This window comes from Kouleothrix sp. 19917, assembly GCF_057073505.1.
On the sequence record NZ_CP097099.1, the window covers coordinates 4,459,475 to 4,480,154 of the forward strand.

General features: G+C 63.1%; 20 protein-coding genes. 9 read left to right on the forward strand and 11 right to left on the reverse strand.

The features are described 5' to 3' along the window. Nucleotides 1-8 precede the first annotated feature (8 nt). The 4 genes from cdaA to M1P90_RS18210 all read left to right on the forward strand — a co-directional run bounded on the left by cdaA (nucleotide 9) and on the right by M1P90_RS18210 (nucleotide 3,207). The gene (cdaA, locus tag M1P90_RS18195) at nucleotides 9-845 is read left to right on the forward strand and encodes a diadenylate cyclase CdaA (protein WP_483696706.1); all 837 of its coding nucleotides are present in this window, start codon (nucleotides 9-11) and stop codon (nucleotides 843-845) included. Beyond that, on the forward strand, nucleotides 842-2,230 hold the full coding sequence (locus M1P90_RS18200; RefSeq protein ID WP_483696707.1) for a CdaR family protein: 1,389 nt from the start codon (nucleotides 842-844) through the stop codon (nucleotides 2,228-2,230). Before cdaA ends, M1P90_RS18200 begins: the two co-directional genes overlap by 4 nt. A gap of 150 nt (nucleotides 2,231-2,380) precedes the next feature. Continuing rightward, on the forward strand, nucleotides 2,381-2,665 hold the full coding sequence (gene gatC / locus M1P90_RS18205) for an Asp-tRNA(Asn)/Glu-tRNA(Gln) amidotransferase subunit GatC (RefSeq protein ID WP_483696708.1): 285 nt from the start codon (nucleotides 2,381-2,383) through the stop codon (nucleotides 2,663-2,665). Between the two features lie 77 nt (nucleotides 2,666-2,742). Beyond that, complete coding sequence (locus M1P90_RS18210; RefSeq protein WP_483696709.1) at nucleotides 2,743-3,207, forward strand: hypothetical protein; 465 nt, start codon at nucleotides 2,743-2,745, stop codon at nucleotides 3,205-3,207. A gap of 81 nt (nucleotides 3,208-3,288) precedes the next feature. Here the strand turns inward: M1P90_RS18210 and asnS are convergent, their stop codons facing one another. Beyond that, nucleotides 3,289-4,614: an asparagine--tRNA ligase gene (gene asnS, locus M1P90_RS18215; RefSeq protein WP_483696710.1), complete on the reverse strand. Its 1,326-nt coding sequence runs from the start codon at nucleotides 4,612-4,614 to the stop codon at nucleotides 3,289-3,291. A 332-nt stretch (nucleotides 4,615-4,946) separates the two neighbouring features. Between asnS and M1P90_RS18220 the strand changes: the two genes are divergently transcribed. Then, complete coding sequence (locus M1P90_RS18220) at nucleotides 4,947-5,468, forward strand: hypothetical protein (protein ID WP_483696711.1); 522 nt, start codon at nucleotides 4,947-4,949, stop codon at nucleotides 5,466-5,468. Nucleotides 5,469-5,582: 114 nt separating this feature from the next. Here M1P90_RS18220 and M1P90_RS18225 read toward each other — a convergent pair whose 3' ends face one another. The 9 genes from M1P90_RS18225 to M1P90_RS18265 all read right to left on the reverse strand — a co-directional run bounded on the left by M1P90_RS18225 (nucleotide 5,583) and on the right by M1P90_RS18265 (nucleotide 14,147). Then, complete coding sequence (locus M1P90_RS18225) at nucleotides 5,583-7,304, reverse strand: SHOCT-like domain-containing protein (protein ID WP_483696712.1); 1,722 nt, start codon at nucleotides 7,302-7,304, stop codon at nucleotides 5,583-5,585. 54 nt (nucleotides 7,305-7,358) lie between these two features. Next, nucleotides 7,359-7,721 carry an SHOCT-like domain-containing protein gene (locus M1P90_RS18230; RefSeq protein WP_483696713.1) on the reverse strand — a complete coding sequence of 121 codons (363 nt, stop codon included), beginning with the start codon at nucleotides 7,719-7,721 and terminating at the stop codon, nucleotides 7,359-7,361. 19 nt (nucleotides 7,722-7,740) lie between these two features. Then, the gene (locus M1P90_RS18235) at nucleotides 7,741-8,109 is read right to left on the reverse strand and encodes a DUF2089 family protein (protein ID WP_483696714.1); all 369 of its coding nucleotides are present in this window, start codon (nucleotides 8,107-8,109) and stop codon (nucleotides 7,741-7,743) included. 38 nt (nucleotides 8,110-8,147) lie between these two features. Beyond that, on the reverse strand, nucleotides 8,148-9,413 hold the full coding sequence (locus M1P90_RS18240) for an MFS transporter (RefSeq protein WP_483696715.1): 1,266 nt from the start codon (nucleotides 9,411-9,413) through the stop codon (nucleotides 8,148-8,150). A 267-nt stretch (nucleotides 9,414-9,680) separates the two neighbouring features. Beyond that, nucleotides 9,681-10,532 (reverse strand): ABC transporter permease, encoded by an 852-nt coding sequence (locus M1P90_RS18245; RefSeq protein ID WP_483696716.1) that lies wholly within the window; start codon nucleotides 10,530-10,532, stop codon nucleotides 9,681-9,683. Between the two features lie 10 nt (nucleotides 10,533-10,542). Then, nucleotides 10,543-11,415 carry an ABC transporter permease gene (locus M1P90_RS18250; RefSeq protein ID WP_483696717.1) on the reverse strand — a complete coding sequence of 291 codons (873 nt, stop codon included), beginning with the start codon at nucleotides 11,413-11,415 and terminating at the stop codon, nucleotides 10,543-10,545. 2 nt (nucleotides 11,416-11,417) lie between these two features. Next, nucleotides 11,418-12,533, reverse strand: a complete 1,116-nt coding sequence (locus M1P90_RS18255; RefSeq protein ID WP_483696718.1) for an ATP-binding cassette domain-containing protein — start codon at nucleotides 12,531-12,533, stop codon at nucleotides 11,418-11,420. Between the two features lie 110 nt (nucleotides 12,534-12,643). After that, nucleotides 12,644-13,909, reverse strand: coding sequence for an MFS transporter (locus M1P90_RS18260; RefSeq protein ID WP_483696719.1), 1,266 nt, complete (start codon nucleotides 13,907-13,909; stop codon nucleotides 12,644-12,646). A 10-nt stretch (nucleotides 13,910-13,919) separates the two neighbouring features. Further along, the gene (locus M1P90_RS18265) at nucleotides 13,920-14,147 is read right to left on the reverse strand and encodes a hypothetical protein (RefSeq protein ID WP_483696720.1); all 228 of its coding nucleotides are present in this window, start codon (nucleotides 14,145-14,147) and stop codon (nucleotides 13,920-13,922) included. 370 nt (nucleotides 14,148-14,517) lie between these two features. Between M1P90_RS18265 and M1P90_RS18270 the strand changes: the two genes are divergently transcribed. Together M1P90_RS18270 and M1P90_RS18275 are read left to right on the forward strand one after the other, a co-directional pair. After that, entirely contained in the window at nucleotides 14,518-17,061 is a 2,544-nt protein-coding gene (locus M1P90_RS18270) for an ATP-binding protein (protein WP_483696721.1), read from the forward strand. A gap of 582 nt (nucleotides 17,062-17,643) precedes the next feature. Beyond that, nucleotides 17,644-17,817 (forward strand): hypothetical protein, encoded by a 174-nt coding sequence (locus tag M1P90_RS18275; protein ID WP_483696722.1) that lies wholly within the window; start codon nucleotides 17,644-17,646, stop codon nucleotides 17,815-17,817. A 208-nt stretch (nucleotides 17,818-18,025) separates the two neighbouring features. Here the strand turns inward: M1P90_RS18275 and M1P90_RS18280 are convergent, their stop codons facing one another. After that, complete coding sequence (locus M1P90_RS18280) at nucleotides 18,026-18,184, reverse strand: transposase (protein WP_483696723.1); 159 nt, start codon at nucleotides 18,182-18,184, stop codon at nucleotides 18,026-18,028. Nucleotides 18,185-18,276: 92 nt separating this feature from the next. Here M1P90_RS18280 and M1P90_RS18285 point away from each other — a divergent pair, with 92 nt between their 5' ends. Beyond that, nucleotides 18,277-19,938 carry a hypothetical protein gene (locus tag M1P90_RS18285; RefSeq protein WP_483696724.1) on the forward strand — a complete coding sequence of 554 codons (1,662 nt, stop codon included), beginning with the start codon at nucleotides 18,277-18,279 and terminating at the stop codon, nucleotides 19,936-19,938. Nucleotides 19,939-20,114: 176 nt separating this feature from the next. Further along, complete coding sequence (locus M1P90_RS18290; protein WP_483696725.1) at nucleotides 20,115-20,294, forward strand: response regulator transcription factor; 180 nt, start codon at nucleotides 20,115-20,117, stop codon at nucleotides 20,292-20,294. Nucleotides 20,295-20,680: the final 386 nt, after the last annotated feature.

Sequence of the window (20,680 nt, forward strand, 5' to 3'; positions counted from 1 at the left end):
ATCGCTTTATGTCTGAGATACAAACGCTGCTGGAAAGCCTGAACCGCGTTTTTGCGCGGCTCAATCCACTAAGCGACCCCAAGCCGCTGATCGATATTCTGATCGTCGCGCTGATCTTCTACTGGCTGCTGGGCGTGATTCGCGGGACGCGCGCAGTGCAGCTGCTGCGCGGCATTGGCGTTCTGCTGGCACTCTCGATCCTGCTCAGCTCGGTGCTGCCGCTCGACACCCTGCGCTGGCTGCTCACCAATGCCATCCAGCCCGCCCTGTTCGTCGCCATCCCAGTGCTGTTTCAGCCCGAGCTGCGCCGCGCGCTCGAAAGCCTGGGCCGCACCAACGACCTGTTCGGGCGCGGCTTTGGGCGCGCAAACCGCTCGGAGCTGCTGGAAACGATCAACGGCGTGTCGCGCGCGGCGCAGCAGCTTTCGCAGCAGGGCGTGGGCGCGCTGATGGTGCTGGAGCGCGAAGTTGGCCTGCAGGATTATGCCGACCGCGGCGTGATCATCGACGCGCGGCTGGCCATCCCGCTGCTGCTGAATATTTTCTACCCGAACTCGCCGCTGCACGACATGGCGGTGATCTTGCGCGGCAACCGCATTCTGGCGGCTAATGTCGTGCTGCCGCTGAGCGAAGACGTGGGCGGGTCGCGCCGCTATGGCACGCGCCACCGCGCCGCCAAAGGCATTTCCGAGCAGTCGGATGCGATTGCGGTGGTTGTTTCCGAAGAAACTGGCGCGATCTCACTGATGAATGACGGGCGCATGGTCAGCTACCTCAACGAGGCCCGGCTGCGCAGCATGCTGGCGGGGCTGCTGAAAGTCTCGCTTGAGGAGAACGAGAAGTGAGCTGGCTACGCACCTTTGGTCTGCGGCTCACGCTGGCGCTGGGCCTGGCGTTTGCGCTGTGGGTGTTTGTATCCTACACGCAAAACCCCGACCGCGACACATCCTATGATAGCGTGCCGGTCGATATTGTTGGCCGGGCGTCGGAGCTTGTGCTGGTGGATCAGGACGGCTTGCCGCGCACGAGCCTGCCCACGGTGGATGTGACGGTGGAGGGCGACACCGAGACGCTGACAAAACTTCAGCTTAGCTCGCTCCGCGCCCTGGTCGATCTGAGCGCGCTTGGCCCAGGCGAGCATCAGGTGCCTGTGGATGTCGAAACAACACGTTCCGATCTCAAGCGGCTGACTTTTTCTACCAGCCCCAACTTCCTGCCGATCCGCCTGGAGCAAGAAATCACGCGCACTGTGCCGCTGACGGTGGAACTCGAAGGCAGCGTGCCGTTCAGCTTCGAGGCCGGAACCGCACGCCTCGCTGTGCGAAACCAGGAAATCAAAGAAGTGCAGGTGCGTGGCCCGCAAAGCCGCGTCGAGCGCGTGACTTTGGTGCGCGTGACCGCGAATATCGACCGGCTCACCGCAAACTACAGCTCGCCGCGCCCGGTGCAGGCAATTGCCAGCGACGGCCAGCCCGTTGCGGGTGTAACAGCCGAGCCGGGCAATATCGACGTGCTGGTGCCAATTGTGTCGAGCGCGGGCATCAAGCGCGTGCCAGTGGTGCCACAGATCGTTGGCCAGCCAGCGAGCGGCTTTATTGTCACGAACATTTCCGTCGCGCCACAGTTTGTGCGCCTGACGGGCAGCTCGGGCCCGCTCGACGCGGTGCAAAGCCTCGCAACCGAAAATGTTGACATTACTGGCGCGGCGCAAACAGTGGAGCGCACGGCCGCCCTTCGCACGCCGCTCAATATTGGCCTGGCGTCGGGTGAGCCAAGCGTGGTAACAGTCACGATTACCGTCGCCCCGATTGATCGCCCTTTTGAGGTTACGCTGCCTGTGCCAATTGTGGCGGTCGATATTCCAAACGGTCTGAGCGTTTCGTTCAGCCCTTCGATTGTTCAACTCGCGCTCACCGGCTCGGCCGGGCGCCTCGCGGGAATAAACGCAAGCGCGCTGCAAGGGGTGGTGAGCTTGCGCGGGCACAGCGCCGGCACGAGCCCATTCACGCCCGAGTTCAACTTGCCGGAAGGCGTTAGCATCGCTGGCGAGCCGCCCCGTGTCACGGTGACGCTGCGCGTGATCGAGCAGCCCACCGAGGCAGCAACCGAAACGCCAACCGCAGAAGGCACGCCAGCTGAAGCCACGCCCCGCCCTGCCGAGACGCCCGAGCCGCCCACGCCCGAGCCGCCCACGCCCGAGGCACAGGCCAACCCGACTGCGGTGCCATAGCGCGCTTTCAGCGCCGGGTATACCAAATTCGAGTAAATACTTTGGTTTTGTCATTGCTTGCTTCTGAAGCATGACCCCTGAATACTGGCAGTATTGACAGCCCGCGCAAGGCGCTGTACTGTATGCCGCAAGCATAGAAGGAGTTCCCACATGGCGCTGACGATTGAAGAAGTGCAGCACGTTGCGCATCTGGCGCGCCTGCGGCTTTCCGATGAAGAACTGGCCAAGCTCCAGGGCGAGCTTTCGCATATTCTCGGCTACATCGACATGCTCTCGGAAGTGGATGTGAGCGATGTTGCGCCAACCGCGCAAGTGACCGACCTTGCCAACGTGATGCGCGAGGACGAAGTGCGCCCCTCGCTGCCGCGCGAGGATGTGCTGGCCAACGCGCCCGACCAGCGCGACGGCATGTTCCGCGTGAAAGAAATCTTCTAGCGCCCGCCGCAACAATTGCCGCACCACCAGCGTCACACCCTCACAAGCCAGAACATGGTGCAACAAAGGGGGCAGTAATGTATAACGGAAATGGCAATTCGTATAGCGGCGGGCCGTACCGGCGGCGAACCGGCATCCCGCCGCTGTACCTGTATATCGGGATTGGCGTGCTGGCGCTGTTTGGCATCTGGGCGCTGCTCAGCTTCTTCCGCGTCGGCATCGACGGTTACTTCGCGCTGGTGGCGGGCATCCTGCTGGTGCTGGGCAATCTGCGCGACCTGATCGCCAACCCGTACATGCAGCGCGGCAACGTTTCGCTGCTGAACACGCTGATCGGTGGCGGGCTGATCTTCTTCTTCCTGGGTAAGGGTGGCTTCCCACCGATTGGCTGGGGCTGGTATGTGCCGGCGATTGTGCTGATGCTGATCGCTGCGCCGCTGATGCTGGGCCGGGCAGTCGTGTACACGGCCTACCTCAACACCGCTCGCCGCGCCATCGGCACGGTGAAAAGTGCAGTCGGCAGCCGGATCAAAACTTACTGAGTTTTAAGTCTTGAATGCTGAGTGCTGAGTGCTAAGTTCTGAGTTCATAACTCAAAACTTAGCACTCAGCATTTTGCATTTTTATGGATAAATCCGGTACAGCATGCGCGGGAACGGGATGGTCTCGCGAATGTGATGCGTGCCGGCGATCCAGGCTGTGCAGCGCTCGATGCCCATGCCGAAGCCCGAGTGCGGCACGCTGCCGTAGCGCCGCAGGTCGAGATACCACTGGTAGTTTTCGACCGGCAGGCCATGCTCCCTGATACGCCGCTCAAGCATATCGGCGTTGTGGATGCGCTGCGAGCCGCCAATGATCTCGCCATAGCCTTCGGGCGCGAGCAGGTCGGCGCAGAGCGCAACCTCGGGGCGCTGCGGGTCGGGCTCCATGTAGAAGGCCTTCACCACGCTCGGGTATTTTTCCACAAACACCGGCTTGTCGAACTTGCTGGCGATCAGCGTTTCGTGCGGCGCGCCAAAATCCTCGCCCCAGGGGATGGGCGTGGCGTTTTCGACCTGCCCCTGATTGTCGGCAATCAGCTGGAGCGCGTCGTCGTAGGTGATGCGCGGGAAGGGCGGCAGGCAGCGCTCCAGCGTGGTGGTGTCGCGCTCCAGCACCTTCAGGTCTTCGCTGCGCCGCTCCAGGCAGCGCTGCACAATCGCGCTCACGAAATTTTCCTGCAGCACCATATTGTCGGCGTGCGACGCAAAGGCCACCTCGGGCTCGATCATCCAGAACTCGGTGAGGTGGCGACGCGTTTTGCTCTTCTCGGCGCGGAACGTTGGGCCAAAGCAGTAGACCTTGCCGAAGCTCATCATGCCGCTTTCGACATAGAGCTGGCCAGTTTGCGCCAGGTAGGCCTCGCCTAATTCGAAGTACTTGGTGGCGAACAGATTCGTCGTTCCCTCAGCGGCGGTGGGCGTAAGAATGGGCGTGTCGTAGCGCACAAAGCCCTGGTCGTTCAGCCACTCCTGCGCGGCGGCGATCACCTCGGCGCGAATGCGCAGCAGCGCGTGCTGCTTGGCCGAGCGCACCCACAGGTGGCGGTGTTCCATCAGGAACTCAGTGCCATGATCCTTCGGCTGGATGGGGTATTCCTGCGCCGGAACCTGCACCACGTCCACATCATTCACATCCAGCTCGTAGCCGCCGGGCGCGCGCTCGTCGGCGCGCACCGTGCCAGTGACGCGGCACGAGCTTTCGAGCGTGAGCTGCTGCGCGGCAGCAAATGCCTCCTCAGACACATTCTTCTTAAACACCACACACTGAATGGTTCCGCTGCCATCGCGCAGGCGAATGAAGATCAGCTTGCCTTTGGCAGTTTTATTGGCCACCCAGCCCGCCAGCGTGACCGTCTGGCCGTCGTGGCCAGCGATCTGGGCAATGGTGGCAGTTGGGAGAAGCGACATAGCGCAACCTTTCCAATGCAGAATTGGCGATTCTGCCGGGCAGTATAGCATAAAACGCTGCTGCGCCCACGCCATTCCGCAGGCTGGTAGTAGGAAATTTTGCCCCGGCCAGACGTTTACTGTGTATGAGGGAATGCCGCTGCGGAGTACCGCCGGCAGAATAGGAAGCATGGCCGATTGCCGCCCGGCGGCAGCATTGCTACACTCGCACTATGGCCTGGGAAATCGCAGCCCTGCCCGCGCTGCCCCAGTCGCTGGTCTTGCTCTCGCCCTCCACATTTGCCAAACACTTTTTGTTTCGTTCAACTCACATCCAAACAGGGAGGAATCGCATGCGTATTTTTCGAGCACTCGGGTTTCGGCTGGTCATCGTCGTGGTGGTGCTGCTGGTGATGGGTGTTGGCTGGGCAGTCAACAGTGTTATGCGCTCGCAGGCGCGCGGCGACGCCCAGAAGACCGTGAGCTGGTTTTACGACGATGCGCGCTTCGAGGATTTTTCGCAGTTCGTTTCGAGCAACAGCGACTACCTGGCCGAAGCCGAGCGCGCCCAGGGGCAGGATATTGAGACGGCGTTTAGCTGGCTCGACCGCGATGATTTTGCCAATGAGTTTCAGAGCACGGGCCTGATGTCGCCCGAGCAGCTTGTGTTCAAGGTCGATAAGCTGACCGAGCAGGACAACGACGGCAACACGGCGCATGTGCTGGTGAATGGCGCGATCCGCCCGGCTGACGTGAAGCGCGGCAAAACCAACTACCAGTTTTCCGACGACACCTTCGAGCCGTTTACGCACATAGTCACGCTGACCAAAAACGGCGGCAGCTGGTATATCGCCAGCGTCGAGCCGCGCAACTAATGCGCGTGAACGCGCAGGGGTTAGGGGATGGGGAATAGGGTTTGGGTATTGCAATTACACCAACACAAAGCCCGAGCAGCTTGGCTGCTCGGGCTTTGTGTTGACGCGTGAAAATTAGGCCAGCGCGTCCAGCAGCATGTCGCCTTCCTCGGGTGAGATGCGGCCTTCGGCAACCATCTGCAGGATGGCGGCGCGCTCGGTTTCGATGTCGCGCGGGGCGGCGGGCGCGATGTCGGGCACGTCCAGCGGCGCGGGCGCCGTGTCGATGCGGATGGTCTGCCCGGTCATGGGCGTGGGCGGCGCGGGCGGTGCAGGCGGAACCGGCGCGCCGGGCACCGGCGGCTCGGGCGGCACACCCAGCCCGGCCAGCGCCCGCTCAACTGCGGAAAGTGCGCCGCTGATGCCTTCCTGCGCGGCGTCGCGGGCCTGCTGCTTCAGGCGCTCCAGCCGCTCGGCGTCGAAGCGCCACTCGCGGTCGTTGATACGCACCTGCATGCGGCCCGGCCCGCCCGTGCGGCGCTCGGCTTCTTCGGCGGCGCGGCGGGCCTGGCGCTCGGCGCGGCGCACCTGCTCTTCGGCGTTGCGCACCTGCTCCTCCACGCGCCGCTCGACCTTGCGCTCCCACTTTTCGCGCCCGGCGACATCCTCGGGGCCAAACGCGCCGCTCAGATCGTGTGCCAGCTTCTGGCCGAACTGGCTGAACTCCTGGCCGATGTCTTTGCCGAGGCGGCCCATGTCCTGCCCGAAACGGCCCCAATCCCAGCCGACGCTGGATGTGCGTGGCGCGCCGCCGCCGTCGAGCGAAAGATCGCCGCCGACCAGCAGATCGAGCCGGGCCGCGCCTTCGCCATACACAGCCGTGAACATGCCGCCGTCGCTGGCCACCAGCCGCTCGCCGTGGATGTCGCCGCCGACGGTGGCGCGCAGCGTCAGGTTGGCGTCGCGCGGCAATTCAATGCTGGCGTCGCCACCAACCGTCGCGCCGGTGGTGCTGTCGGGCGGGAAATCGGCGCGCAGCTGCAGGTCGCCGCCAATGTTGCCCAAGCGCACGCTGCTGCCCTCAGCGTCGATATGCGCGTCGCCGCCGACGCTGCCCAGGCGCAGCTCGCCACCAATATGGTTAAGGGCACAATCGCCGCCAATGCTGCCCATGGAGAGCGCGCCCTGGATGTTGTTAGCGGCGCAGTCGCCGCCGATGCTGCCAAGCTGCGTATCGCCGCGAATCTCGTTGATCGCGCAGTCGCCGCCAATGTCGCCAAGCTGCGCACTGCCGTTGTTATGCAGCGCGGCATCGCCGCCAACCTGGCGGCAGCGCAGCTCGTTCACGCCCTGCGCGCTGAAGTCGCCGCCGACGTTGCCAAGCGTCGCGCTGTCCACATCGTCCACATCGGCGTCGCCATCGACGCGCTCGACCTGCAGTTGCTTGATCGACTCGACGCGCAGATCGCCGTCTACCCGGTTGCTCACCTGCAGCGCCGCGAGGTCGCTTGCGCTCAGGTCGCCGCCCACGCGCCCAAGCTGCGCCGCGCCGCTCAGCTCGTTCAGCTCAGCATCGCCGCCAACCGACTGCGCCGCCAGCGCGGCGAAATCGCGCGCCCGCAGATCGCCGCCAACGCGCTCGATCACAATCTCGGCGTCGGACGGTACGCTCAGCTCCAGGTCACGGGCGGCGCGCTCGATCACCAGCGCTTCGTCGGTCTGCTGCATGCGGTCGGGCATCTGCGATGAGCCAATCTCGACCACGCCATTCTCGCCCACAGTGATCTCCAGATCGCCGCGGCAATCGCCAATGACGATGCGCGGGGCGCTGCCCACCGAAAAAGTTCGCGTTTCCATTCGTGTTTCTCCATTATCTTCAGGGTGCGGAACGTGCCAAACGGTGGCGCGCCCTCACTCGACAAAAATCTCGATCCGTTCGTTTTCGTCCAGATCCTGCAGCTCGAAAATGCGCCCGGTCGCGCCGGTTTCGAGCGCGCGCAGGATGTCGCTGGGGTTGGCGTTCGCCACACGCGGGGCCAGCCGCGCGCCCAGCTTCAGGCCAACTTCCACCAGGCTCACCGGAATAGTCACGTTGATCGTCTGGCGGCGCGTGGCCAGGTTGGTCACTCGCACGCGCAGGGTGCGCGAGACGGTTGGGCGCGAGCGTTCGCGCGATTCGCCCAGCGCGTCGATCAGCTGCGCGCCTTCTTCTGCGTTGACCTGCCCGTCCTCGATCAGCTTCAGGATGCGCAGACGCTCATCTGCATTCGGCATGGCTTGCTCCCATTGCGCGCTAGCTGCGCAGCAGTTTCATCGCTTCCTCAACCGAAATTTCCTTGGCGGCCAGTCGATCCAGCACGGCGCGGCGGTCGGGCCGGCCATTTTCTTCGGCGGGCGGCGCAGAATAACCCAGCGCAGCGACCACATCGTCCAGGCGGTTACGGGCGGTATTGTAAGCCACGCGCAGGTCGCCCGCCACGCCGTTGATGTTGCCGCGATTCTTCACCAGCAGCTCAACGAACTCAAGCTGCTCGCGGGTGAGCCGGCCGATCCAGCCCAGCGTGAACTGCCCATCGATGCCACTATGGCAGTCGTTGCAGGCCAGCCGCACGGCGTGCAGCTCGCCGCCGCAAACCGGGCATGTGGTCAGAAGTGGGTACATTGTGTTTCTCCTTTATTTGTAATGGAAGCGAATAATGGTTAGAGTTGCGGGGCTGCCTGCGCCGGCGCGGCCTCGTGGCGGGTGATTGCGCGCCCGCCCAGCAGCACGAGCACTGCCAGCCCGGCCAGCACATACGCCAGCCCCTGAATATTCAGCACCGCCACCACTGGCACGCGGTCGCCCAGCGCGCCAGCCAGCACCGTGCCAGCGATCGCCAGCAGCGCGCCGGTGGTGCCGTAGGTGCCGAACACGCGCCCACGGTACTCATCGGCCACCGCCAGTTGCAGCAGCGCGTTCATGCTGGTGAACATGACCACGCCAGGAATGCCCACCAGCACAAACAGCAGCACAATCGGCAAAAAGCCCGGAAAGAACAAAGGGTAGTTGAAAATAGCCAGATCGATCAGCCCGAACAGGATTCCGGCCACGCCAATCATCAGCGCCGGCCGCCCGCCGCCCAGCCGCCCAACCAGCAGCGCGCCCAGCAAGCCGCCCACCGCCTGCGCCGACATCAGCCAGCCGATCTCCTGCGCGCCGCCGCCCAATATCTTATTGACAAACAGCACGAACATCACGCCCATCACACCTTCGCCAAGAGAAGTAATTGCGATCAAGGCGAACAGCACGGCCACCGGGCGGCTGCGGGCGATCACGCGCAGGCCCGCCAGCCACTCGCTGCCGAGGGCGCGCAATGCGCCGAGCGGGGTGGCAGGCGCGTCGGCGGCGGGCGTGGCGCGGTAGTTCCCACGGATCAACCAGACCAGCAGCGCGGCGATCAGGAAGGAAGCTGCGTCGAACAGGGCCACGCCACCCAGGCCGAGCGTCACTGCCGCGAGCCCGCCCAGCGCCGGGCCAATCAGCCGCGCAATATTGTTGTTCAAGCTGTTCAGCGCGTTGGCCGGCACAATATATTCTTCGCCCACCAGTTGCGGCAGCAGCGCATTTTCGGCCGGGCTAAAGAACTGAATGATTGTCGACTCGATCAGCGCCACGAGGTAGACGATCCAGACCTGCTCGGCCGAGCGCACCGCCAGCAGAGGCAGCAGCGTCAGCGCCAGCAGCAGGTTTGCCACCAGCATGGTTCGCCGCCGGTCCCAGCGATCGATAAACACGCCCGCCAGCGAGCCAAACAGCACGCTTGGCGCCCGGCTCGCAATGAACATGATGCTCACCGCCGCCGCCGAACCCGTGAGCTGGTAGATATAGATTGGCAGCGCAATCATCAGCATCCAGTCGCCAGCCAGCGATATCAGCCCGGCAAACCAGAGCAGCGCAAAGTTCCGTTGGCGAAGCGTGGCAATCATGATCCTCCTCGTTTCTCGCGTCTGCGAAGCCCTTGCTGGTGCGCTTTCAGCGCAGGGTTTAGGGAATAGGGTATAGGGTTTAGTGATTACAATGCAGAAACTCTACGCTGAATTCCGTATCGCTTTCCTGATAATGCACTGGGAACGTTTGCCACAAAGGCTCGAAGACTCAAAGCGCGTACGAGTGTCATTCAATTCTTCGTGCCTTTGTGTCTTCGTGGCTATTTGAAGGGTAGTATTCCCCATCCTCCATCTCCCACCCCCACGCTAATGCATGCTCAGCGTGCCGCGCACCTGGCAGTAGCGCTCGACGCGCTTGAAGACGAAATAGCCCAGCGGCGTCATCACGAGCATAAAGGCCAGCAGAATGCCGATTTCATACGGCACGGCCAGCAGCGGCGTGACGCCCAGCAGCATCGCCCGCACGGCGTCGAAGCCGTAAGTGAGGGGGATGGCCAGCGAGAGCGGCAGCAGCAGCCGTGGCAGCGCCTGCACCGGGAACTGGCTGCCCGACAGGATCGACACCACGTAGTTCGAAACATCGACCAGCGTATTCGATTCACGCATCAGCAGCACGATGGCGGCAAAGGCGAAACCGAAGCCGTAGAGTGCGACCAGCATGGGCACGAGCGTCAGCGCCGCTGCGAGCACATTGCCCGAAATCTGGAAGCCAAAGATCAGCCAGCCCAGGAAGAGCATGCCCGCGCTGTTGAAAGTCGTGATCGCCAGGCTCGCCAGCGTCTGCCCGACCAGCAGCAGCGCGCGCGGGATGGGCGTCATCCAGTTGCTTTCGAGCACGCCCGAGTCCATTTCCGATTTCAGCGCGTAGCCCATGCCCCAGAACACGGCGGCGATGTAGTTCGCCAGCACCGCGCCCAGCAGAATGAACGACATATAGTCATTCGTGCCGGTGTAGGCTGCGAAGCCGCTGTTGCCAGCCGGCCCGGCGAAGCTTTTGCCCAGGAAGTACACAGGCGTCAGCCAGGCGATTGGCTCGATCACGCGGAACAGCGCATTGGCCGGGTAGCGAAAGAACACCAGAATATCTTTGCGGGCAATCGCCAGCGCGGCGCGCACAGTGGAGCGCCAGCTTGGTTGCGCGAGGCTTGTGAGTGCCATGAGCTTCTCCTTAATACTGCCCGAGGTCGCCGCGCCGGCGCGCGCCGCGCTCGACAAGCCCAAACAGCGTGTAGCCCAGCAGCGGCGCAGCCACCGCAAAGCCCGCCAGCACCAGCAGATCGCCCGACAGCTCGGCCCAGCCGGCATTGGCCAGCAGCGCGCCGCGCACCGCGTGGATGCTGTAGGTGATCGGCAGCACGGCGGCGACCGATTGCATCCAGCCGGGCAGAATCGCCACCGGGAAGGTGATGCCACAGAAGATCATCACAATACCGCGCACCAGAAAAACCATTGCGTTGGCTTCTTTGAAGCGCAGCACCAGGCTGGCGAAGGCGATGCCGATGCCGTGAATAATCGGGATGGTCAGCAGAAAGGCCAGCAGCGCCGGGCCAAAGTTGCCGTACAGTACATTCACGCCCAGCAGCAGGCGAAATTCGAGCAGCCCCACAAAAATGAACACAACCGATATCAGCATTTTGGTCAGCGCGCCGCCCAGCATGATCGAGACGCGCCAGGTCGGGCAGAGCCAGTTCGACTCAAGCGTGCCGTGCATTTGCTCGTTGCGCAGGTACATGCCCACGTCCCAGAGCGTCATATTCAGCCACATCCACATCACGCTGCCCAGCACAATAAAGCTCACGTAGTCGCTTGTGCCGGCGATGCGCTGGAAGCTGGCGACCGCCGCGCCATCCGGGCCGCCGAGCGCCCGCGCCGTGAAGATATAGCCCAGCGGCAGCAGCACCGGCCAGATGAACATCGCGATCACCCAGCTTGGGTAGCGGCGGAAAATCGTCCATTCTTTGCGGGCGATCATCAGGATGGCGCGTACTTCGGCGGCAAGCGAGCGGCCCGCGCGCCAGGGTTCGGCAATTGGCGCGTGCATGGCTAGTCCCTCAGCTGCTTGCCCGTCAGGGCGATGAATACGTCTTCCAGCGACGGCTCGGCCACGGCCATGTGGCGAATGCGCCCGCCGCTGGCGGTGATCAGCGCAATGGCCTGCGGCAGCACGGCGCGGCTGTCGGCGCTGTGGAGCGCCAGCGCCCAGGCGCGTTCGTCGTCGCGGTAGCGCGCGGCGCAGTGCTCCACGCCGGGCAGCGCTTCCAGACCGGGCAGCAGCACCTCGTCAAAGGCTTCGACTTCGAGCTGCATCACGTCGAGCTGGCGAATTGAGCGCTTGAGCGCGGCGGGCGTGTCGAGCGCGATGATTGTGCCCAGGTCGATGATGCCCACGCGGTCGCACAGCAGGTCGGCTTCTTCCATGTAGTGGGTGGTAAGCAGCACCGTGCGCCCTTCACTCTTGATTTCCAAAATCAGCTCGCGCAGGTTGCGCGCCGACTGCGGGTCGAGGCCGATGGTGGGTTCGTCGAGCAGCACGACCGGCGGGCTGGCGAGCAGCGCCTTGGCGATGGCAATGCGCTGCTTCATGCCCGAGGAATAGCCTTCGACCGGGTCGTTGGCGCGATTAGCCAGGCCCAGGCGCTCAAGCAGCTCGGCAACGCGGCGGCGCGCCACGTCGGGCGGCAGGTGGTAGAGCGCGGCGAAGTACTCGAGGTTTTCGCGGCCCGTCAGCTTCCAGTAGATGCTGCGCTCGCCAGTGAGCACCGCGCCCAGGTTGCGGCGCACCATGTCGGGCTGGGTCGCGAGGTCGTAGCCGTTGATGGTGGCGTGGCCGGCGCTGGGCTGCAAGAGTGTCGAGAGCATGCGGATGGTGGTGGTTTTGCCCGCGCCATTCGGCCCGAGCAGGCCAAAAATCTCGCCCTCGGCAATGCCAAAGCTCACGCCCGCGACGGCCACGCGCTCCTCGGTGGGGCGCGCGCGGAAGGGCAGCCGCTGCCAGAAGCTGGCGTCGGGCGGGGTGGTGGCGCGCTTGGCGAAGACCTTGCGCAGATCGCGCACATCGACGATCAGGCGCGTGGCGGGGGCAGCCGTGTGCCCATTCGCGGCCGGCGCCAGGGTTGGCTCGTGCGGCGGAAGTTCGAGTAGGGTTGAAGGGCTGGCCATTGCTTCTTTTTCCTTTAATAACTGAGCCACAGAGCGCACCGAGACTACTGAGGAGAAATATCAAACTCGGAGTGCTCCGTGTTCTCTGTGGCACAATACGTCTTGGTATCTCAGGCAAGCTCGGCGGCGGGGCGCGGATCGGCGGCGCGCAGCTGGTAGCTATGCAGCAGCGCCAGCGCGAGCAGGCCACAGCCCATGTAGAGCAAACCGACGAGATCGACCATTGTGACAAGATTGATGTGGTCGCCCAGCGCGCTGGCAAGCACCTGCCCGACGAGAGTCGCCAGCCCGACCGCCGCGCCATATGCGCCAAACACGCGCCCGCGAAAACGGTCAGCCACGCTTTGCTGCAAGAGCGTATCGACGCTGACAAACATGCCCATCACCGGCAGGCCCTGCAAAACCTTGATGAACAGCGCGGCGGGCAGCCACAGCGCGGGCGCAATAGGCAGACTGGTGACATTGGCGTAGGCCAGTGTCAGCAAGCCCAGAATGACGCCGCTCGCGCCGATCAGGTGGGAGGTGCGCACCTGCCGCGCCAAACGGCCGACCAGCAGGCCGCCAAGCAGACCACCCACGGCCTGGGCGCTGGTGAGCCAGCCGCGCTCAAGCGCGCCGCCGTGCAGCACCTGCTTGAGCCATGGAAAGCCCAGCACGTTCAGAATGCCTTCGGAGATCATCGCCACGCCGACGACGATAAAGATTGCGCGGATCGGGCCGCTGCGCCGCACCAGCGCTGCGCCCTCGCCAAGCTCGCGCACCACGCGGCCCAGCGCGCCAGCCTCGCCCGCCTCGGCAGGGATGGGGCGCTCGCCCGGCGCAAGCAGCGCAAACAGCGCCGCCGCAGCCAGAAAGGAAATTGCGTCGATCACCACCGCGCTGTGGAAGCCGAGCGCGACCATTGCCAGGCCGCCCAGCGGCGGCGCGATCAGGCGCATCAGCTCCCAGTTCAGCGCCAGCAGGGCGTTGGCCTGCAGCAGTTCGGGCTCGGGTACCAGGGACGGCACCAGCGCGCTTTCGGCGGGCATAAAGAATAAGGAAAGCGTGGTATGCAGGAATGCCACTGCGTAGACCAGCCAGAGCTGGCTGGCGTCGTTCACTGGCAGAAGCAGCAGCAGCACCGCCGCCGAGAGCAGGTTCGCGACGATCATGGTGCGGCGGCGATCCCAGCGATCGACAAACACGCCCGCCAGCGAGGCGAACAGCAGGCGCGGCAGCGACAGCGCGATAAACGCGCCGCCCGTCGCCATAGCCGAGCCGGTCAGGTCGTAGATGAACACCGGCAGCGCGATCAGCATGGCCCAGTCGCCAGCGAAGGAGATCATGCCGCCGAGCCAGAGCAGCGCGAAGTTTCGGTTGCGAAGCGGTGCAAGCATTGCGTCCTCGCTAGTTCAGCTCGGCGCTGCGGGCGGGCACATAGGCGGCGGGCTCGGGGTTGGCGTAGCGGGCCAGGCGCGCGCCCAGGCTCAGCAGCGCGCGGGCGATTGGCCGCGCCACGCGGTGCAGGCCATCTGGCGCGCAGCTGGCGACCAGACGGCGGCGGGCGGCATTGGCGCGCTCGTTGCGCAGTTGTTCGGCAATATAGTTCTGCTCAAGCTCGATTCGGCTATTCATGGCGGGCCTCCTTGTGAGAAGTGACATTCGACATGGCACTTTCAATCAACTTGGTGGCGATAATATCATAGCGCTTGTAGAATGTCAATACATGAATAGCAATATTTGCCATATTCATTGAAAAATTTAATATCGGCTTGCAAATCTCTTGCAGCCAGCTGGTGATTATTACCATGCGCGTGAAACACAAGCTGCGCAGGCGCGCATAGTTCGCCGAGGATAGGGGATGGGGTTTAGGGGTTGGGGTTGCGATGCGCAAATGTGGAACGGATTGGCCACTGCGCCAGCGCCGCGTAGGGAAGCACCCCGCTGCCGCAGGCGAGCAGAATGTGCTATTATGCGCATAGCATCGAGGAATGGAGCATACCGTATGAGCGAACGCGAGCAGCTGCGGCCGCACGCCTTGCCGGCCAGCGCCGCGCCTTTCGTTGGGCGCGAGCAGGAATACGCGCATATTCTGGAGCATCTGCGCGCGCCTGAACGCCGGCTGATCTCGGTGGTTGGGCCGGGCGGCGCAGGTAAAACGCGCCTGGCGATTGAGTGCGCGCGCGCCTACGCCGCCGAGCGCGGCCCGCGCTTCCCCGATGGCATCGCGCTTGTGCCGCTGGCCAGCCTTGCGCCGAGCGAACAGTTGCCTGCACAGCTTGCCACCGCCATCGCCAGCGCGCTTGGGCTGGCGCCTGCGCCCGTCCAGCCCGCCATCGGCCAGCTGATCGACCAGCTTGCGGGCAGCGCGCTGCTGCTCATTCTCGATAATGTCGAGCAGGTGTTGCCCGCCGCCCCGGCCCTGGCCGAACTGCTGCAGGGCATTCCCGGCCTGGCCATCCTCGCTACCTCGCGCGCGCCGCTGCACCTGCGCGGCGAATGGTGCGTGACGCTGGCGGGCCTGCCCTTTCTGCCGGTTTCAGGCCAGAGCGACCAGCCCCTCACGCCGGCCGCGCTGGAGCCATTTGCCGCCAGCCAGCTCTTTGTGCAAATTGCGCGCATGGCCTCGCCCGATTTCGCGCTGACCGACGCAACCGCGCCAGCGGTGGCGCAGATCTGCCAGTTGCTGGAAGGGCTGCCGCTTGGCATCGAGCTGGCCGCGAACTGGCTGCGCACGCTTTCGTGCGGCGAGCTGGCCGCCATGCTTGCCGACGACCTCGACCTCGCCGCCAGCACCACCCTCGACCTCGACGAGCGCCAGCGCAGCCTGCGCGCCGTGTTCGATACCTCGTGGCGCCTGCTCAGCACCGACAAGCAAGCCGCCTTGCGCAAGCTGGCAATCTTTCGCGGCGCATTCACGCGCCAGGCCGCCAGCGAGGTGGCACAGGTTTCGCTGCCCGAACTGGCCGCGCTGATCGACACCTCGCTGCTGCGCCGCGAGACGGGCAGCGCCGCCGTTGCGCCGGGGCGCTTCCTGATGCCCGAGCTGGTGCGCCAGTATGCCGCCGAGCACCTCGCGCAGTCGGGCGAGCAGCCCGCGCTGGCCGCAAGCCACGCCCGCTTCTACGCCGACATGCTGGCCGCCCAGGTTCCCGAGCTGCGCGGCAGCGGCCAGCGCGCCGCTCTGGCGCTCCTTACCGCTGAAATGCCCCAGCTGCGTGCCGCCTGGCAAACCGCCTGCGCCGCCGCCGACGCCAGCACAATCGGCCGCGCTGCCAATGGACTGTTCCACTGCTACGACATGCTGAGCTGGTTTCAGGAAGGCGCAACCGCCTTTGCCGCCGCCGCCGATGCGCTGGCCCCGCAGCAAAGCGACCCGGCCGCTGGCCCGGTGTGGGCGCACGCCCTCGCGCGCCAGGGCTGGTTCACCTTCCATATCGGCCAGCAGCGCGAGGCCCAGGCGGTCATGCAGCGCGCGCTCAACGCCCTGCGCGCGCTGGGCGCGCGCGCCGAAATGCTGTTCCCACTGAGCTATGGCGGCGCGGTGAGCGCCTACCTCGGCGAGTATGCCACCACCGAGGCGCTCTGCCACGAGGCGCTGGCGCTCGGGCAAGAGCTGGGCGACCGCTACAACCAGGCGATTGCGTGCAACATTCTCGGCCAGGCCGCCTATGATCAGGGCCAGTACGCCACCGCGCAAGGGTGGTCGCAGCAAAGCCTGGCGCTGGAGCAACAGCTTGGCAACCGCTGGAGCATGGCCTACTCGCTCACCAACCTCGGCAAGGTCGCCTACATCACTGGCGCCTACCCCGAGGCGCGGCGCATGTTTGAAGAAAGCCTGCGCATCCGCCAGTCGATGGGCGACACACGCGGCGTGGCGGTGTGCAACGTGCGCCTGGGCGAAACTGCCGTCGCGCTGGGCGCGCTCGACGAGGCGCGCGAGCAGTACGACCAGAGCCTGCAGCTGTTCCGCGCAATCGGCAACCGCTGGGGCGAGGCCGCCACCCAGATCAGCCGCATGCAGCTGGCGCTGGCGCAGCACAATACCACTCAGGCGCTCGACCCCATGCAGGAAGCGCTTCAGATCGCGCTCGACCTCGAATCGCTGCCGCAGCTGGTGACACTGCTTGCCACTGCCGCGCCGCTCATCCGCCAGGGCGGCGACGAAAGCTGGGCCGCCGCGCTCGACCAGCTGCTGGCCGCCGCGCCCACCTCGCTGCTCGACTATCAGTCCGACGCCTACCGGCTGCTGGCATGGATCAAGCGCGGCGGCGCGCAATTGCTTGTTGCTGCGCCCGCCAAGCCCGCCGCCGAAGCCCCAGGCGAACAGCCCGCCGCCCGCCGCCAGGGCAACCCCGGCGGCCTCACCGCCCGCGAAGTCGATGTGCTGCGTCTGGTCGCGCAGGGCCTCACCGACGCCGAAGTCGCCGAGCGCCTGGTCGTTAGCCGCCGCACCGTCAGCACGCACCTTTCCGCGATCTACGGCAAGCTGCAGGTCAACTCGCGCAGCGCCGCCACCCGCTTCGCCATCGAGCACGGCCTGGGGTAGGTTTGCAGGTTGCAGGTTTGCAGGTTGCAGGTTTGCAGGTTGCAGGTTGCAGGTTTGAAGGTTTGCAGGTTGCGACGACCGACAACTGACGACTGAACACCCCTCGCCAGCGACAGCACCCAGCAACGGCAATGCACCAATCCCCAATGACAAAGCGCCTTGTCATCCCCTTGTGATACCAATTACGGATGATTACTTCCGAATTGTTATGCTTCGATTCGCTGAGCGTGCCTCGGCGCTTGGGATAGAAGCTTCTTCATTCCGCTATCGCTCCGTTCATAATGACAAAGCGAAACTGATCATTTTCGACCGGTGTATTTCAAACGCAAAGGACGTACATCCATGCCTCGCCGAACATCGCACACTGCATTGCTGCAACTTACAGGCTTTTCTCGTCTGTCGTCCTGCTTGCCGTGGCGCTTGCGCTGCTGGCCGGGATACTTGCGCCTGCCCCGGCGCAGGCCGCTGCACCACCATCCTCCACCGCCATCGCGGCAGTCAGCGTTCACACCTGTGCGCTGCTGAGCAGTGGCGCGGTCATGTGCTGGCATGAACTGGGAGGGTCAGCTCGGCGGCGGGACCATGACGGATAGAAACACGCCAGTGGCGGTGGCGTGGCCCAGTCCTCCCGCGTTCACCAGTGGCACGCCGGCCGCTGGCTCCTTCGGCACCAGCTTCAGCCAGCTCTACGACCTCGCCACCAAAGAGCCAGCGCCGCCCAGGCCCGAGCCAATGACTCGTCGCAGAAACACATAGCACTGCATTGCATTGTTGCTGTTGGACCGACCTACGTGTCGGCCCTTAGCTTGTGCGCCTCCTATCTTCCTACGTTCTGCAATCCAACCGATCCACAATCGAAAGCTCCTCAGGTGTATCGTACGAACAAATACAACAAAGGAGCTGCCATGCCATCTTTCACCCGCTCTACTTGCACACCAACTCCGGGCCGACACGTATGCCGGGCCTAAACCGTCCCGGCGAACCGGAGCTTGCCCTGAGCGCAGGGCAGGGTGTTCGCTGTTGTATGTTCTATGTAACGCAGTTCGCCGCAGTTATTGAAAATCAGGTACAGCTTGAAGCCAAAAAACCAGTCAACCGATTTGCTACGCTTTGGCTTCAGCATCCACAGTGTAGCCGATTTGGAGCCTTCCTCCTCTGTTTATCCCGCACTGACGTAAATCATGTAGCTCAGCAAACAGAAAGGTTCATTGACGTATGCGTAGCCAATTGCACACTTCTGTATCCCGCCGTACCCTGCTCCTCATGCTCCTGATCCTCAACGCCCTCTTTCTCTCGACCATACCACCTATTCACCTCACAAACGCAGCCGACCATACCCAACAATCAACCGCACGGGTGTGGCTCCCGTATGCTGCTATGCATCCGCCTTTCAACCCCAGCGTGAATGGATTCAGCTTCGCTAACTACGGCGGCTCGCAATACAGCGGTATCACCTCGGTTGAAATGCGCCGCCTCTTCGGCAAGAACGTATGTTCCTCTGCTGTTCAGACGGACGGGAGTTGTACACTCACTCCGGGGGGCCAACGTTGGATGGAGGAGACCAACAGCTATATGCTGTTCGGACGGTGCGAGGGCATGGCAGTGCTGAGTGTCTTGATGTTTAACGGACAACTCAAGCCCCAGGATTTCGGGGCTGCACGGGTCAGTGATCTCGTATTAGAAGGCAACACCAAGCTGCAACGCGAGATCGCCTACTGGTTCACCACGACGCGTGTGCAGAAAACGGCGACGGTGAAACGTTCCCCCAACGATGTGTTAGCCGCGCTACGGGCAAGTATTGCTCGCAACGGCAGTCCATTTGGCACACTGCGTTTCTCCAAGGTCGATCACTCTGGTGCCCATTCTGTGACACCAATCAGCATCGTTGAACGACCGAATAATCAGGTTGCTATCAGCGTGTACGATAGCAACTACCCAGGGGAGACTCGTGAGATCACGATTGATACAGCAGCCAATACCTGGTTTTATTCGCCGGAAGCGAACTTGATCGAGGACAACTACACCGGTGATGCACAAAGCCAGACGCTTGGCTTCGCCCCGATTCAGCCTCGAATAGGCACACAAGCGTGTCCATTCTGCCAAAGTACGCCAACCACAACACAGTTATTGCTGCCTGCACAAACCTCAAATACTTCTACTGCTGATAGTCTAGTCTGGCCGAGTGATTCTTCACATTATTCAGGTGTCGGCGTTAGTGGTAATAAGCCTATGGACTTTGAGATGGCCCCAAGCAGTAATCAGGTGCTTCGTTCATGGGAGACGCCAGCGATCCCACACTATACTGTTGTCCCCACAGAGACAATAACATTTGATCTGTTCGGAAAAAGTGACGCAACCACAGCGGACGCTTGGAACTTTGATTACATTGGTCACGGGTACGTCTTCGAGATCAGTGAGTTACGCTTCGAGCCAGGCGAGAAGGATAGGGTAGAGATCGCTGATGGTGGCACAACGATCACCTATACAACAGGTTCCGGTAGCGTGCCAGAACTCTTCGTCGGCTTTGAACGGCCCGACGCCGACTTTGGTTTCTCGTTCTTTGATTTCGATATGCTGCCCACCGATAAAGTACAGTTGCAGATCGATACAGTCAACAATCTGCTTGATGTACAAATTGATACCGTTGCAGCTTCGGGTCAAGTCGTCTTCGACTTTGAAATGTCTCGCGTCAATGAAACCAGCGCAGAGATTTTTCATTCACCCGAGGGAGGGTTCGATCTCCGCAACGGTGAAACCTTGCTGATCGACTATAGCTCCTGGCACGGTGGCACTAATCCGCTACGAGTAGGCTACGACGCCAACAACAACGGTTTGCTCGATCCTGACGAAGTATTTACCTGGGAAGAAACCCCTTAAAAGACCTTACAAGTGCAGTCTTGAAGGTAGCCTGAAAGCACATCGTTCGCCCACCATCACAAAGCCTGCGAACAACACGCCGCCATAGGCAAACGTATTGCTCACCTAACACTTCCCGCTGGCGGTCGGCTAGCGACGCTGCCCGGCCTTAGCCCACCAAACAGATGCCCTGCCGATTGGCAGGGCATCTGTTTTATATTGCACAGCAACAGCATCGTGTCGTCGCCGAAGTTGCCGAGCGCCTGGTCGTCAGCCGCCGCACCGTCAGCACGCACCTTTCCGCGATCTACGGCAAGCTGCAGGTCAACTCGCGCAGCGCCGCCACCCGCTTCGCCATTGAGCACGGCCTGGGGTAGGTTTGCAGGTTGCAGGTTGCAGGTTGCATGTTTGAAGGTTTGAAGGTTTGCAGGTTGCAGGTTGCGACGACCGACAACTGACGACCGACGACCAGGAATTTCACCGCAAAGCGTGCAGAGAGTTGCAGGTTGCAGGTTTGCAGGTTGCAGGTTGCGACGACCGACAACTGACGACCGACGACCGGGAAATTCACCACTGAGGCACAGAGGCACGGAGGGTTTGCAAGGGAAATGGCGTATGGCACCCTTCGATACGGCCTGCGGCCTACTCAGGATGCCCGTGACGACCGACCCTTCGATAAGCTCAGGACAGACAGACTGGCAATCAAACTCCACCCGTCAACGACAATGTACCAGTTGCCTCCTGCCAACTGCCGACTGCTAAC

What these genes read in the sequence shown, in the direction of transcription:
- M1P90_RS18230 (WP_483696713.1), bottom strand. Translation starts at nt 7,721, where the DNA reads ATGCCGAATGCAGATGAGCGTCTGCGCATCCTGAAGCTGATCGAGGAC.
- M1P90_RS18235 (WP_483696714.1), bottom strand. Translation starts at nt 8,109, where the DNA reads ATGTACCCACTTCTGACCACATGCCCGGTTTGCGGCGGCGAGCTGCAC.
- M1P90_RS18210 (WP_483696709.1), top strand. Translation starts at nt 2,743, where the DNA reads ATGTATAACGGAAATGGCAATTCGTATAGCGGCGGGCCGTACCGGCGG.
- M1P90_RS18265 (WP_483696720.1), bottom strand. Translation starts at nt 14,147, where the DNA reads ATGAATAGCCGAATCGAGCTTGAGCAGAACTATATTGCCGAACAACTG.
- cdaA (WP_483696706.1), top strand. Translation starts at nt 9, where the DNA reads ATGTCTGAGATACAAACGCTGCTGGAAAGCCTGAACCGCGTTTTTGCG.
- M1P90_RS18270 (WP_483696721.1), top strand. Translation starts at nt 14,518, where the DNA reads ATGAGCGAACGCGAGCAGCTGCGGCCGCACGCCTTGCCGGCCAGCGCC.
- M1P90_RS18240 (WP_483696715.1), bottom strand. Translation starts at nt 9,413, where the DNA reads ATGATTGCCACGCTTCGCCAACGGAACTTTGCGCTGCTCTGGTTTGCC.
- M1P90_RS18285 (WP_483696724.1), top strand. Translation starts at nt 18,277, where the DNA reads ATGCGTAGCCAATTGCACACTTCTGTATCCCGCCGTACCCTGCTCCTC.
- M1P90_RS18220 (WP_483696711.1), top strand. Translation starts at nt 4,947, where the DNA reads ATGCGTATTTTTCGAGCACTCGGGTTTCGGCTGGTCATCGTCGTGGTG.
- asnS (WP_483696710.1), bottom strand. Translation starts at nt 4,614, where the DNA reads ATGTCGCTTCTCCCAACTGCCACCATTGCCCAGATCGCTGGCCACGAC.
- M1P90_RS18245 (WP_483696716.1), bottom strand. Translation starts at nt 10,532, where the DNA reads ATGGCACTCACAAGCCTCGCGCAACCAAGCTGGCGCTCCACTGTGCGC.
- M1P90_RS18255 (WP_483696718.1), bottom strand. Translation starts at nt 12,533, where the DNA reads ATGGCCAGCCCTTCAACCCTACTCGAACTTCCGCCGCACGAGCCAACC.
- M1P90_RS18225 (WP_483696712.1), bottom strand. Translation starts at nt 7,304, where the DNA reads ATGGAAACGCGAACTTTTTCGGTGGGCAGCGCCCCGCGCATCGTCATT.
- M1P90_RS18250 (WP_483696717.1), bottom strand. Translation starts at nt 11,415, where the DNA reads ATGCACGCGCCAATTGCCGAACCCTGGCGCGCGGGCCGCTCGCTTGCC.
- M1P90_RS18280 (WP_483696723.1), bottom strand. Translation starts at nt 18,184, where the DNA reads ATGCTGAAGCCAAAGCGTAGCAAATCGGTTGACTGGTTTTTTGGCTTC.
- M1P90_RS18260 (WP_483696719.1), bottom strand. Translation starts at nt 13,909, where the DNA reads ATGCTTGCACCGCTTCGCAACCGAAACTTCGCGCTGCTCTGGCTCGGC.
- gatC (WP_483696708.1), top strand. Translation starts at nt 2,381, where the DNA reads ATGGCGCTGACGATTGAAGAAGTGCAGCACGTTGCGCATCTGGCGCGC.
- M1P90_RS18275 (WP_483696722.1), top strand. Translation starts at nt 17,644, where the DNA reads ATGACGGATAGAAACACGCCAGTGGCGGTGGCGTGGCCCAGTCCTCCC.